This is a genomic window from Thalassobacterium sedimentorum (assembly GCF_031127905.1).
Taxonomy (GTDB): domain Bacteria; phylum Verrucomicrobiota; class Verrucomicrobiia; order Opitutales; family Coraliomargaritaceae; genus Thalassobacterium; species Thalassobacterium sedimentorum.
The window spans coordinates 11,822-26,187 of sequence record NZ_JARXIC010000024.1 but is presented as its reverse complement, the minus strand read 5'-3'; the positions used below and the strand labels follow the sequence as shown (position 1 = coordinate 26,187).

The following is a 14,366-nucleotide window of genomic DNA, read 5'->3' as shown; positions in this document are numbered from 1 at the left end:
TTTTGACAAAATGCGACCTCAAATCCCCCCCCCGGCCTCACCTCAAGCTCTACCTGACCGGGCGAAAGGCCACCGACTTCAAGTTATTCTCAAAGCGTATGTCTTGATTTATATTCTGGAGAATCACACGCGCCGCGAGGCTCAGCACTTCGTCGCTACCCTGTGCTGGGATCTGGGAAAAGACTTTACGGCTCGTGGTCTGCCCTGGGCCCAAAGAACCGAGTATAAAACTGACGGGTTCGGCCTCACCCACAAATACTTCCAACTCGGCATCACTGAACCAGGTAGTGCCACGATTCTGCACCGTCACCTCAATCGGCATCGTCGTGCCAGGCAAGGAATCGGGCTGCAGATAAATATCCGCCAGTGCAACATCAAGTATGCCCGGAGTCGCACGCTCTCGCAAGCGATCCCAATCCAGCAAGCCTGCGCCATACACAGGGTCCACGCCAGGGGCCCCTCGATCATTTAAGTAAGCTTGTAATAACTCGACTGCCTGCTGAGGCGGCAGCGCGCCTTCCCCCGACAGCAGGGAGGCTAAAGTGCCACTCACAAAGGGCGCAGCCGCGGATGTGCCGGAAAAGAGCACCGTCCCCTCATCCTCCAAAGCCGTCAACACCCCCACACCCGGCGCGGCAAAGTCGATCTGCATGGATTGATTTGGAAACAGGGCATACTGCCCGTTCCCATCGACCGCAGTCACCGCCAGCACTTCTGGATAAGCCGCAGGATATGGCATACGCCCATAGCCGTCGTTGCCCGCAGCAGCCACCATCAATACTCCACGCGCATGCGCATAATTGACGGCTTGGCGCAGTATAACAGTATCCTGATAAACGCCGAGGCTCATATTGATCACCTGCACTCCGCGATCGACGGCCTCCACGATGCCCTGAGCGACATGATAACTATTGCCCAGCCCCTCCGCATCCAGCACGCGCACAACGAAGAGCTCCGCATCCGGAGCGATGCCTTCACGACCTGCGATGATGGATGCCACCGAAGTGCCATGCCCCGCTCCCAGGCCCCCCACGCCTCCGCCGGCCAAATCCAGCCGCACGATCGAAACATCGTCAAATTGCGGATGTCTTTCTATGCCCGAATCGAGAATCGCCACGCTCACCCCCGCTCCCGAGCCGGCAATCGGACCGCCCGTAATGACGCGTGCGGATTGGCCAAATGCGGTTAAACGCGCAAGCGCCTCGGGGTCGACTTGCACCGGAGGCAGTGGCCGCTCGACCCGATACGAATAGCTGGCCCGCGCACCAGATTCACCAATATTTGCCACACTCAAGGCGCCCTCTGAGATGCGCAACACCATCAAAGCATCAATCTGCCCCAAGGGGGCCATGCCAGCCGCCGCCAAGGCTTGCAAATAAGACAAATACGCCTCACGTGTGGCAAATTGAAGCAACAATTCCCCCTCAATCGCACCACGCGGATAGTCCAACTCCTCCGACACAGCCCGCGCAATGGCCTGCCCCGTCCAATCGCCGTGCACCGTCTCAGTGACTTCCTCGGCCGGCGTGACCTGTCCGACGACTTCAGGCGCAACATCTACCGCAAGAAAAAAGGGCCGCTGGGTCGAGAGATAGTAGCCGATCAGCGCTCCCAGCAATGCGAAAGCGAGCAGGATCCAAGGCAAACGAAGGGATTTCATATATATTTAAACTAGACTCTGAGCGGATAAAGACAACCGTCTTTGCATTCGATTCACTATGCGTATTCTATGTCTCCAACACGTGCCATTCGAAGGGCCTGCCGCCATCGCAGACTGGGCCCACTCGCGCGGACACAGCCTCCACTGCCACCGACTCTTCGAATCAGCGCCACTGCCCACCATCGATCGTTTCGATCTATTATTAATCATGGGCGGGCCGATGAATATTTACGAAGTTGAAGCGCATCCATGGCTTATCGCCGAAAAAGCTCTGATAGTTTCAGCCATCGCCGCAGGTAAATATGTGGTCGGCATTTGCCTGGGCGGACAACTGATCGCAGACGCGCTGGGCGCCAGCGTCACGAAGGGGCCGCAAGTGGAGATCGGCTGGTATCCAATCCAGCCCGAGGAAACGACTCCCGCATGGCTCGAACTGCCCACAGACCTGCGCGTGCTACACTGGCACGGTGACCGCTTCGAACTCCCGAATGGAGCCATCCGTATCGCCTCCAGCGCCGCCTGTCCCAATCAAAGTTTCCTCTATAACGAGCGCGTCTTAGCCTGGCAGTGTCACCTGGAGACCACTCACGAAAGCCTCAGCGCGCTGATCGGAAACTGCGCCGACGAGCTCGAAAACGACGGTCCATTCGTCATGAACGCGGAGCAATTGCTGGCCGAGCCGCCCCAGACCTACGCCCGGATGCGCCAGGTGCTCTTTAATATATTGGATGGCATGACCGCACCGCTGGAAGTGCTGGACTGGGGCCGCACCGATTACGAAGAGGCCTTTGCCCGTCAAAAAGAACGCGTCGACTTAAGGCGTTCCGGGCGCTGCCCCGATGCACTGATATTCACCGAACACGCCCCCGTCTATACCATGGGCATGCGCAAGGATGCCGCTCAACACCTCATTTGGGCTCAGGCTGAATGCGCTCGCCAGGGCATCAGTATCGTGCAGTCCAACCGCGGCGGCGACATCACCTACCACGGCCCCGGGCAAATCGTCGGCTACCCCATCCTCTCTTTACGCCACCAGCGCGACCTCCACGCCTACCTTCGGAATCTAGAGGAAGTCGTCATCCGGACTTTAGCCACTTATGGGCTCAAAAGCGCTCGCCGCGAGGGCAAGACCGGCATCTGGCTCGACAACCAACGCAAAATTTGTGCCATCGGTGTGGCCGTGCGCTCCTGGATCAGCTACCATGGCTTCGCCCTCAACGTAAACCCTGACATGACGCACTTTAACGGCATCGTCCCCTGCGGTATTACGGATGGCACGGTGACTTCACTCGCTAATGAACTCGATAAGGATGTGAACATAGCAGACGTAAAAGCGCGATTAGCAGTTGAATTTAAAACAATTTTTGGGAACACTGCGCCACAAGATGGATAACCGAAAGCCAGAATGGCTCCGAGCCAAGCTCCCTACTAGTCACGAATATAAGGAAGTGCGCGAGATCGTTGACACCAACGATCTGCACACAGTCTGTAAGAGTGCCCAATGCCCTAACATGGGTGAATGCTGGTCCCGCGGCACTGCCACCGTGATGATTCTCGGTAATATTTGCACCCGCTCCTGTCGCTTCTGTGCGATTCAAACCGGTCGCCCCACCGAGCTCGACCTCGGCGAGCCCGCGCGTGTCGCCGAATCCATCGCCCGCATGAACCTCCGCCATGCCGTCATCACCTCAGTCGCCCGCGACGATTTGAAAGACGGCGGCGCCTCCGTCTGGGCCGCCACCATCCGCGCAGTACACCATCGCTCCCCCGAGTGCGCAGTCGAAGTGCTCACCGCCGACTTCCGCGGCCAACAAGAATACCTCGACGTGGTACTCGACGCTTGCCCTGATATTTTCAACCATAACCTTGAAACGGTGGAGCGCCTACAACGCCCCATCCGCAAGACCGCCCGCTACGATCGCTCGCTCTGGGTACTGCAACACGCCAAGTCACGTGGATTTATTACTAAGTCCGGCATCATGCTGGGTATCGGCGAGAAAGAAGACGAAATCAAACAAGTCCTCACCGATATGGTCCAAGCCGGTGTCGACATCTTGACGATCGGACAATATTTACAGCCCTCTAAGAAACACGCTAATATCGATCGCTGGGTCACGCCCGAGGAGTTTAAGCGCTGGAAGGAATTTGCTCTGGAAATCGGCTTCGGTGCCTGCGAGTCCGGCCCGATGATTCGCTCCTCCTACCACGCGGACAAACAATCCGACATGTTCGATGTGCGCGCCCGTCGCCGCCAAATGCTGGCGAACCAAGCTGCGCAAAAAGAAACAGCGCTCGCCGAAGCTTAAATATCTGCAAAGACGTTCACTCTGATCGAGCGTCTCGGCAAAGCCACATTGGCGAATAGTCCACCTCCGGCAACAGCTCACTGAGAGTGAGGACTGCGGATTCCGTACAGGCTACAATAATCGCGTGCCGAGGATCAGTTGCTCATACTGAGTCCACGTGATCTCCGTCGGTCCCTGACAGAAAAAATTCACCCAATGATCGCCACGCTTCATCAGTACACCACGTAGCTCGACCTTCCGAGCGTCTAGACGCCCCACCTCCTGAGAGTAAAATACAAAGTTCCCTCGCCCCAATATCTTACGGGGATAATAGTGACTCCCCTGTTTACGATAGGCTTCAACCAAGGGCGATAAAGTCGCCTCGATCAATTCAGTTGAATACTGCACGCTGGGATCGAGCTCTTCAACTAGAAGCACTGAAACGGTCAACTTCTGCCCTTGCTCGGGATTCTCTAACATCGCACGGGTTAAGACGCCCAAGTGTGGCACCACTTGCTTCTCGGCCCTCAGGTAGCTCCAATCTTCTGGAACTTTAAAAAGAATCGTATCCGCAATCTTCAGACTTTTCGCCATCAGCGTCAGTGCGAGCGCAGGAAACAGGATGCAAATTAGAATACACTTCTTCATGTTTATGATCAGCTTAAATATCAAAAACGACACCCACAAAACAAGCGGGAACAGAGCATGGCTCCTCACAAGCATCTGATTTACATATTTTTACGTCATCAAAGCCCATACATTTGCTCAAAAAATTTGTAAACTTAACCAGCCCTCGCAGCAATCGGCTTAGTTAGTGCTCATCCGCATGCACAATACCACACACTCTCTTGCTCGGCGTGGTCACTTCTTCCGTGTCCACAGGCCATGCCACCACCCGAGACGACCATATCAATAAAAACATGCGTCATTCAGTATTAGTCCTCCAAATCACCCTACTCTCGCTGCTCGCGGGATGCGCAACCTTGCCCGAGAAGGCGATCATCACCAAAAAACATGTTGATCGTGCAATTGAAATCGAAGAGACATTCGCACACAACAGCGCAGAGTTCGCCCCGGCCGGCGAGTCTTGGTTTGAAATCAAACACGGCAGTTCGAATGTGCTGATCGTAGCCCCTCACGCCACTCGCCCCACGCGCGAGGGAAAACTGCGCTTTCCAGATGGTGGCACGGGATCACTGGCTGTCATGCTTGCGGAGCTGACGGATTCCACCGTGATCTACACCACCTATGCCAGCCCCTCCGATCCAAACTACTACGATGACAACGACTTTAAACGTGCACTGGCACAACTCATCGAAACGGAACAGCCTCGACTGGTGCTCGATATCCACGCCTCGCATTGGTATCGCCCATACGATGTGGACTTCGGCACTATGAATGGTGCAAGCATTCGTGGCAACCGCTGGATTGTGACCTCGCTCATGTCCTACCTACAGCAGGAAGGCATGTCGAATTTTTCAATGGATTACTTCGCGGCCACTGCACACCAGACCGTTACGAAATTTGTCACGGCTATGGACACTCCCTGCATTCAACTTGAAATCAACTCAAATTACACGGGCCACCAGTACGACAGTGAAACAGTCCGACCACAAATGTTCGCACAAGCACTGCAAGGGCTCGTGCGCTTCGTCGAATACGTGAAACAAAATAAATAACCATTCGCCGCCTGGAGCAGGGCCATATAGCAATCACATAATTAAGATATGCGATTCCAATCATTGACTGCACGACTTGCAGCGAAATAGTTGCGAAAATTATGCCTACCTACCAAAAACTCACATCCACACTCGCAATCCTAAGCGTCACATGCGCGACCTACGCGGACGACACAGCCGATCTTGCCGGTAATTGGAGAGAACTGCGACTCGAAACTCCCGCCGCTCTCATCGAGACTTATTATAATATAAGCACAGGCGAAACGCGCAGATCCAGCGACTCTCAGGATTATGCGCAGAGTGGAGAACTTTTAGTGGATACTTACTATAGCAGTGATTTTGCCACCGAGGCCAGCAGCCTGAGCATCGACGCCACCGGCAATATCAGCGGAGGCGCAGCAGCCCAAATTCTCGACTATAACCGGGGGCGCCTACTGGCCAAAGATGACGGCGAATCTTTATCCGATGCCAGCCCGGCTTACGTGAATCTAGCGAAAGACATCATTACTAATTCCACTGCGGACTCCAACAGCCAAGAGCTCAGCATTGTCCTGCGGCAACCGGCAAGCCTGAGCCTAAGTGAACTCAACGGCAAATGGGGCCTGGGCAACGCTTATATTGGCTCTGCGATGCAGGAGACCTACTATAATCAGAGTACCGATAATCAACGTCACTCTGATATTAGCGATTACGCGCGGGAAGGTGAGCGATTGGTCGATCTACACCGAATTGAAGATTTCGAAAGTAATTGGGGCACACTCACCATCAATGATGGCTCTTTCAGTGGACTCTTTTCAGGCAGCATATCTGTCAATGGTGTTCGCCCCGTAATCGCCCCGGGCGACGATACCAGCCCGATGACCATGAACATCAATGCTGCCAAAGATGTGATTGTGCACGTCAAAACGGAAGCAGGCGAATATGTGGAACTCATCATTATCAGCAAGCTCCCCTCTTCCCTAAACCTGGCAGAGCTGTCTGGCAACTGGCGCTACACCTCCCTATTCATCCCTATCGAGATGACGGAAAGCTACTATAATAGCCAAACAGGAAACAACCGCACGGGCGATATTAACGACTATGCCGGCAGCACTGGCTTGAGCGAAGAACTCGTAGACATCTACTACACGGACGAGTTTTCCACCAAACAAGGTAACATTCACATCGACTCCTCCGGCAATGCCAGCGGGGCCATCAATGGTAGCTTCAGTATTGCCAATACTGAAAACTCGCTGCTGTTCAACGATTCGGGAGATCTTGCTCCTTTGTACATTAATGCCTCTAAGAACTTTGCCTACAATTTTAGCCAAGACACCAATGGCGTAAACATCAGCCTGCTGACAAAGATCAGTAGCGATACGCCCGAAACCTTCGAAGAAAGCGTGGACCTACGATTGGTGCAAGTCGACGGTGAAGCCGTATTCACCCTCAACGGGAGCAACGACCTTAAAATCGTAAGCAGCCAAACTCTGGGTACTGCAGCCAGCACATGGACTGAATTGAGCGACTCTGAAGGCAGCAGCATCATTACCCGCAGCGATGCCGCAGCCACCTCAGAGTTTTATAGCGTCACGCCGCGCACCGAAGCAGAGTAATCGCTAGAAAAATAGCATGCACACTCTGCGCGCGGCAATCGCTGGATTGCCGCGCCCTTGCTCGCCGCTGAATCAGGCGCCATTCTGAAAAACGCTCTATTTTTCAAAAAAAATAGCAGAACGACTTTACTTTACCAAATAGTCATCTATTAGTGCATCCCATGGGACGAACAAGTAATGCAAAAAATCAACTCCTCGACGCGATGGTGCTCCTGATGTGGGAACGCAGCTATGGCTCGTTGACGATTGATGTCATCTGCGAAAAGGCAGAGGTCAAAAAGGGCAGCTTTTATTACTTTTTCAAGTCCAAGCTCGATCTCGGTATCGCCGCAATGGACCATGTGTGGACTCAGATCCAACCTCGCCTAGATGCGACTTTTTCACCCTCGCGCCCGCCCTTGGAGCGCCTGGCCCGTAAACTCCAGGAAGCTTACGAGCGCACCCAGCAAGTCGCGGCCGAACATGGCTGCGTCTTGGGCTGCCCCTTCTTTAACATCGGCGCCGAGATCTCAACCATCGAGCCGGAGCTAGCCGATAAGGTGAACCAGATGCTAAGCCGCTTCCAGCGCTACTTCGAAGCGACCATCACGGAGGCGGTCGCCAATGGAGATATCCCTGAAATGGATACCAAAGAAGCCACACGCATTCTGTTTAACCTCTATGAGGGTATGATTACCCAAGCGCGCATGAAAAACGACCCGGAGATACTCAAAGATCTTCCCGTCGCAGCTGCCCGTATCCTCCGCATTCAACAGCTGCCCGAAATCTCAGTCGCCTAAGAGCGCTGGCCCGCTGCCTCCACCCATTGCTGATGCACAATTGTCGGCAGATACTCAGGCTTAATTATTTACTAAACAGTCAACTACTAACCAATTTATATTATGATCGGAATCAAAGACACCCTCGAACTCAACGCCGCGCGCTACGGTCGTCACGACCGCTTGGCGGATCGCATCTTCGGAGTTCAAAGAACCAACCGCACTCCAGCGGAAGGTAACAGAGCAGCCAGCCCGCAGCCGAGTCCCTTGCGCCAATACACAGGCCACAAGTTGCTCGGGCTCCCGGGCGGCATCGGTCAGCCACGCACGCTGAGCTTCAACACGCACGCAAAGCGCCACGCCGCATAATACGCGACAAGACGACCGACCACTACCGACCTCGCAAACGACCAAGCCATGATCCAACCACTATTGACATCCATGACTGTCCTATCGCTCGTGCTTTCCGGCTGCGCGGTGGGGCCCGATTTCGCCCAGCCTGAGCCCGCCACGCCCCAGGCATACACACAGCCGACCCCCTCGGTTGAAATCGACGTGAAGCATTGGACAGAGCTCTTCGCCGATGTGCAACTCACTCAATTGGTGAGCCAGGCGCGTGCCCACAATCACAGCTTGAATGCGCTCTATCAGCGCACACGACAGTCGCGTGCGCTCATTCGGCAAGAGCAGGCTGGCCGACGCCCTCAAGTGGATGCAGACAGTACCTACGAACGCTACAAAGATTCGGAGGCACTGGGCAATACTGGCGATGCGGAGGATGCCTACAATGCCTCACTCACCTTAGGATGGGAGCTGGACCTCTTCGGTCGTGTGGCACGCTTAGTCGAAGCCGCCGAGGCGGATGCCGCGGCCAGCGAGGCCGCCTATCAAGATCTACTCCTGATCACCGAAACCGACGTAGCGATCAACTACTTCCGCCTACGCGCCATCGAGCGCGAAGTGCAATCCGTACAACGCAGTGTCGAAACACGCCGTGAATCACTGGAAATCGTTAAAAAGCGCTATGAAAATGGAGCCGTCAGCGACCTCGATGTCGCACAGTCTGAGACGCTGCTAGCACAATCGGAAGCGGACCTGGCCAGCCTGCTGCGCTCGCGCGATACTCGCAAAAATGCGCTGGCGGTCTTGACGGGACAAGCGGCACCGGATTTTTCGATTCAAGTCACCGCGCTCACTGGCAAACCCGTAGACGCGCCCGCTGGCCTCCCCTCGGAACTGTTGCAGCGCCGCCCCGACATCCGTCTGGCCGAACAAAACTTACGCGCAGCCAACGCACGTATCGGCGTGGCCAAGGGAAACTTCTTTCCACGCATCACCCTAGGCGCCAGCGGTGGCTTCGCCGCCTCAGCAGCGAGCGATTGGTTCAAGACCGGTTCCGAACTTTACAGCTTCGGCCCCAATATCAACCTGCCGCTCTTCCAAGGAGGACGCCTACGCGCCGATCTCAGTCGCAGCGAATATGCCTACGCTGAAGCGGCCGCCAACTATGAGCAAACCGTAGTGGAAGCCTTTGCCGAAGTGGAAGACGCACTCTCGGGCTGGCGTCACCTCTCCGTGCAACGCGCCGCACTGGAGCGCGCGGCACACGCTTCCGCACGCGCGCAAACGATATCCGACAATCAATACCGCAATGGTATCGTCGACTTCATTTCCTCGCTCGACTCCGAGCGCACCGCATTGGAGGCCGAACGTAGCCTAGCCCAGATCATCGGCGACGAATACGAAAACTCCATCCGCCTCATCCGGGCGATCGGCGGCAACTGGAACTAAGCTGCTTCCCACTTTAAAAATCAAAAAGAATACCACTACCAATGAATAAGCCACTCTCCCTCGCCGTATCCACTCTAGCCTTACTGGCCACTCTCGTCGGCTGCGATAATAAAGCCGCCAGCCCCGCCTCCCCCGCTGCCAACGCAGCTCTGCCGGTGCCAGTCGCCAACCCCACGCAACAACACATTGCTGAGTATGCCGACTACACCGGTCGCCTGGAAGCGGTCGAAATCGTCGACGTGCGCCCGCGTGTGAGTGGCTACATCGAATCGATTCACTTCACTGAAGGACAAAAAGTAAAGGCCGGCGATCTGCTCTACGTGATCGATGCACGCCCATTTCAGGCACAGGTCAATCGCCTGCAAGCACAGGTCAATCAAGCCGAAGCTGCGCGTTCACTCGCCAAAGCAAACTTGAAGCGCGCTGAAAAGCTGATCGAAGTCAACGCGATCAGCCAAGAGGAGGCCGACATTCGTAACAGTGAAGCACTGCAAGCGGAAGCCGATGTCGCCGCCGCCATCGCCTCGCTGGAAGCCGCTCACTTGGACCTCGAGTTCACGCAAGTCATCGCACCGATCGACGGCATTGCCGACCGCCGCGAAGTCACAGTGGGGAATCTGGTGGTCGCCTCAGAAACTGAACTCACGACCATCGTGCCGCACAGCCCCATCTACGCCTACTACGAAGTCGACGAACGTGCCTTCCTGCGCAGCCTGCGTCGCTATTTTAATGGCGAAACTGGGGGCCGTCACTCCGATGCGCAAATCCCTGCTTGGCTGGGCCTCGACGATGAAGAGGGCTATCCACACCAGGGCATCATCAACTTCTCCAGTAATCAGCTCAACCCCAACACCGCCACACTCACTGTGCGTGCCTTGTTCCAAAACGAAGATGAATTCCTCACACCGGGGCTCTTCGCCCGCATACGTGTCGCCACCACGGAAAAAGCCGACCGTATCCTCATTCCCGATACAGCGATCGGCACCGACCAAACCATCAAATATGTCTGGGCACTCAAAGACGACAACAGCGTCGAGCGCCGCACACTCGAGCTAGGCCCCACACATGAGGGTCTACGCATCGTGCGCTCGGGCCTCAGCACCGAAGACCGCATCATTGTAAGCGGCATCCAATTCATCCGTCCAGGTATGACGGTGGATCCACAAGCGGCGGCTCAATAATCCTCCGCGCTCCTCTTTGACCGACTACCGAACCAAGCCATGAATTTCTCTCACTTTTTTATTAAGCGTCCGCGCTTTGCGATCGTCATATCGATCGTATTCACCGTGCTCGGGATACTCGCATTTCCGACACTGCCCATCGCACAATATCCAGAAGTCGCGCCACCGACTGTTGTGGTGCGCGCCAGCTACGCCGGCGCCACTCCGGAAACCATCGCCAACACCGTCGCCGCGCCGATCGAACAGGAGATCAACGGTGTGGAAAACATGCTCTACATGTCGTCCAATTCCACCGCGGACGGTTCACTGGCCATTACCGTGACCTTCGAGCTCGGCACCGACTTGGATCAGGCACAGGTGCTGGTGCAAAATCGCGTCGCCATTGCGGAGCCCCGCTTACCCGACGAAGTTCGCAGCGCAGGTGTCACCGTCACCAAGAACAGCCCCGACATCTTACTGGTGGTGCAAATGATGTCGCCGGGGGGCACCTACGATAATCTCTACGTCAGTAACTACGCGATCACTCAAGTGCGCGAGCAGCTGCGCCGCATACAAGGCGTGGGCGACGTGCGCTTATTTGGAGCACGTGAGTACTCCATGCGCATCTGGTTGAACCCGGAAAAATTGTCCTCCTTGTCGATGATCCCCAGCGATGTAGTCGCAGCACTGCGCGAGCAAAACGTGCAAGTCGCCGCCGGTGTGATCGGGCAATCGCCCACCACCCAAGGCAATGCTTTTCAATACAATGTCAGCACACTCGGCCGCCTCGACAACGAGACCGCATTTGAAGACATCGTCGTCAAAACAGGCCAGAACGGTGAAGTCGTACACTTACGCGACGTCGCTCGAGTCGAGCTCGGCGCACAAGACTATGGCATCGTCAACTACGCCACCAAAACACCCGCGCTCGCGATGCCGATCTTTCAACGTCCCGGCTCGAACGCATTGGAGACTGCGAGCGCAATACGCGCCACCATGGCTGAGCTGGAAAAAGATTTCCCAGATGATTTGGAGTATAAAATCATTTACGATCCCACCCAGTTCATTCAGCAGTCGATCGACGAAGTGCAAATCACCCTGCTTCAGGCCATACTCTTCGTGGTCTTAGTGATCGTAGTGTTCCTACAATCCTGGCGCGCTGCCATTATCCCCTTCCTCGCCATCCCGATCTCACTAATCGGCACCTTTGCCACCATGGCGATCATGGGCTTTTCCCTCAACAACCTCACACTCTTCGGACTCGTGCTCGCGATCGGCATCGTGGTGGACGACGCCATCGTGGTGGTGGAGAATATTCAGCGTAATATCGACGAGGGCAAGAGCCCACGCGAAGCCGCCTTCGCCGCCATGTCGGAAGTCACCGGTGCGGTAATCGCCACCTCCTTAGTGATGGTCGCGATCTTCGTGCCGACCGCCTACATCCCTGGCATCTCGGGTCAATTCTACCAACAGTTTGCGCTCACCATCTCTGGCGCTGTGGTGATATCGACCATCGTATCACTCAGCCTCAGCCCCGCACTCGGTGCCATTTTGCTGCGCCCGAGTAATGCGCCGCAGGACCGCTTCACTCGCATTTACATGTTCCTCTTTGGCTGGTTCTTCAAGGGCTTCAATTGGTTCTTCGATAAATTCACCCGCGGCTACACCGGCATCATTCGCCGCATCGTGCGCTTCGGCTTCGCCGCCATCATTATCTATGTCGGCCTACTCGCAGTCACCTGGTTTGGCTTTGGCAAAGTACCGGTCGGATTCATCCCGACACAAGACCAAGGCTACAGCATCGTGGTGGCCCAATTGCCCGACGGCTCCTCACTGCAGCGCACCGACGAGCTCACGCGTAGCATCGTCGATACCATCATGACTGTCGACGGCATCAAGGGCACCGTCGCCTTTGCTGGCTTTAATGGTGCCTCCTTCACCAATAGTCCCAACTCCGCGGCCATTTTCACACCCTTCGAATCCTTCGAGGAGCGCCTCGAATCCGGACGCGATAGCGACACCATCATCGCCGAACTACGGCAAAAACTAGGCGACATTCAAGAAGCCTTCGTCTTCGTCATCCCGCCCCCACCCGTGCGCGGCATCGGTAGCGGCGGTGGCTTTAAGATGCAACTGCGCGACCGCGCCGGACTCGGCCCCGCCGTGCTCGAACAAACCGCATGGAAGCTCGCCATGGCGGCCAATGCCGAGCCTTCAATCACGCAGACTTTTACCTCCTATCGCTCCTCGGTGCCGCAATACTATGCCGATGTGAACCGCGTCAAAGCCAAGATGCTGGATGTGCCACTCGATAACATCTTTAGCACCATGCAGATTTATCTCGGTTCACTCTACGTCAACGACATCAACCTACTCGGCCGCACCTACCGAGTGACCGCCCAGGCCGACACCAAGTTTCGCGATACACCCGAAGACCTTTACAGCCTCAAGACACGCAACAATAACGGCGACATCGTGCCCCTCGCTTCCCTGGTCGAACTCAAGAACTCCTCTGGCCCCGACCGCTATGTGCGCTACAACCTATTCTCCTCAGCCGAGGTGCAAGGCTCCACCACACCCGGCTACTCCTCCGGAGATTCAATTGCCACTATGGAGCGACTCGCTGCCGAGATTCTGCCTCCCGGCATGGACTATGAATGGACCGATCTCGCCTACCAACAAAAGCAAGCCGGCGGCAGCACCGTCGTCTTCCTGATGGCCATCGCCTTCGTCTTCCTGGTGCTCGTGGCACAATACGAAAACTGGTCACTACCACTGGCCATCATACTCATCGTCCCCCTCAGTCTCAGTGGCGCCATCGGTCTCGTTGCCTTACGCGGATTTGACAACAACATCTTAACACAGATCGGCTTCATCGTACTCATCGGCTTAGCCGCCAAGAACGCCATTCTCATCGTTGAGTTTGCCAAACAAAAGCAAGACGAAGGCATGAACCGCTTCGACGCCGCAATCGAAGCTTCACGCCTACGCCTACGGCCTATTTTGATGACCGCCATCGCCTTCATCCTCGGCGTAGTCCCACTCGTATTTGCCACAGGTGCCGGTGCCGAAATGCGCCAGGCCCTAGGCACCGCCGTCTTCGGCGGCATGCTCGGCGTCACCGCGATCGGAATCTTCATGACACCCGTGTTCTACGTGATCATTCAAAAATACGCCAAGTCCTCACATAAAGTACAGCGCTTGAAGTAAAGAAGTTTGAGCTCGAAGACACACGCTTCAACTCCCGCCAAGCTTCAAAACGGCGGGAGTTTTTTGTGCCTACCCATCCAGCCTCGTAAACAAAGGACAGCAGCCGAGGTGGTCGACGCCTGCGGGAAATGGCTGAATCGACGTTTTCGCGGCTTGTTGACGGTGGACAGCGCAGTGGACGGGAGCCTGCGCTTTGTGATCCGGGGGCTAGGCATTTGCCTACTAGAA

The 14,366-nt window shown here is 55.7% G+C and carries 11 protein-coding genes; 9 read left to right on the top strand and 2 right to left on the bottom strand.

The window, feature by feature from the left end:
* Positions 1 to 49: 49 nt before the first annotated feature.
* Positions 50 to 1,660, bottom strand: coding sequence for a S8 family peptidase (locus tag QEH59_RS13445; protein ID WP_308985895.1), 1,611 nt, complete (start codon positions 1,658 to 1,660; stop codon positions 50 to 52).
* Between the two features lie 58 nt (positions 1,661 to 1,718).
* Here QEH59_RS13445 and lipB point away from each other — a divergent pair, with 58 nt between their 5' ends.
* Complete coding sequence (lipB, locus tag QEH59_RS13440; protein ID WP_308985894.1) at positions 1,719 to 3,053, top strand: lipoyl(octanoyl) transferase LipB; 1,335 nt, start codon at positions 1,719 to 1,721, stop codon at positions 3,051 to 3,053.
* On the top strand, positions 3,046 to 3,966 hold the full coding sequence (lipA, locus tag QEH59_RS13435) for a lipoyl synthase (protein WP_308985893.1): 921 nt from the start codon (positions 3,046 to 3,048) through the stop codon (positions 3,964 to 3,966). The genes lipB and lipA overlap by 8 nt, the downstream gene beginning before the upstream one ends.
* 111 nt (positions 3,967 to 4,077) lie before the next feature.
* On the opposite strand, the gene QEH59_RS13430 is transcribed toward lipA, so the two are convergent.
* Positions 4,078 to 4,593 (bottom strand): hypothetical protein, encoded by a 516-nt coding sequence (locus tag QEH59_RS13430; protein ID WP_308985892.1) that lies wholly within the window; start codon positions 4,591 to 4,593, stop codon positions 4,078 to 4,080.
* Between the two features lie 272 nt (positions 4,594 to 4,865).
* On the opposite strand from QEH59_RS13430, the gene QEH59_RS13425 reads away from it, so the two are divergent.
* The 7 genes from QEH59_RS13425 to QEH59_RS13395 all read left to right on the top strand — a co-directional run bounded on the left by QEH59_RS13425 (position 4,866) and on the right by QEH59_RS13395 (position 14,138).
* On the top strand, positions 4,866 to 5,624 hold the full coding sequence (locus QEH59_RS13425) for a hypothetical protein (protein ID WP_308985891.1): 759 nt from the start codon (positions 4,866 to 4,868) through the stop codon (positions 5,622 to 5,624).
* Between the two features lie 101 nt (positions 5,625 to 5,725).
* Complete coding sequence (locus QEH59_RS13420) at positions 5,726 to 7,219, top strand: hypothetical protein (protein WP_308985890.1); 1,494 nt, start codon at positions 5,726 to 5,728, stop codon at positions 7,217 to 7,219.
* A gap of 161 nt (positions 7,220 to 7,380) precedes the next feature.
* Positions 7,381 to 7,998 (top strand): TetR/AcrR family transcriptional regulator, encoded by a 618-nt coding sequence (locus QEH59_RS13415; RefSeq protein ID WP_308949580.1) that lies wholly within the window; start codon positions 7,381 to 7,383, stop codon positions 7,996 to 7,998.
* Between the two features lie 102 nt (positions 7,999 to 8,100).
* Complete coding sequence (locus QEH59_RS13410) at positions 8,101 to 8,346, top strand: hypothetical protein (RefSeq protein ID WP_308985889.1); 246 nt, start codon at positions 8,101 to 8,103, stop codon at positions 8,344 to 8,346.
* A 48-nt stretch (positions 8,347 to 8,394) separates the two neighbouring features.
* Entirely contained in the window at positions 8,395 to 9,768 is a 1,374-nt protein-coding gene (locus tag QEH59_RS13405) for an efflux transporter outer membrane subunit (RefSeq protein ID WP_308985888.1), read from the top strand.
* Positions 9,769 to 9,809: 41 nt separating this feature from the next.
* Complete coding sequence (locus tag QEH59_RS13400; protein WP_308985887.1) at positions 9,810 to 10,949, top strand: efflux RND transporter periplasmic adaptor subunit; 1,140 nt, start codon at positions 9,810 to 9,812, stop codon at positions 10,947 to 10,949.
* 39 nt (positions 10,950 to 10,988) lie between these two features.
* Positions 10,989 to 14,138, top strand: a complete 3,150-nt coding sequence (locus tag QEH59_RS13395; protein ID WP_308985886.1) for an efflux RND transporter permease subunit — start codon at positions 10,989 to 10,991, stop codon at positions 14,136 to 14,138.
* Positions 14,139 to 14,366: the final 228 nt, after the last annotated feature.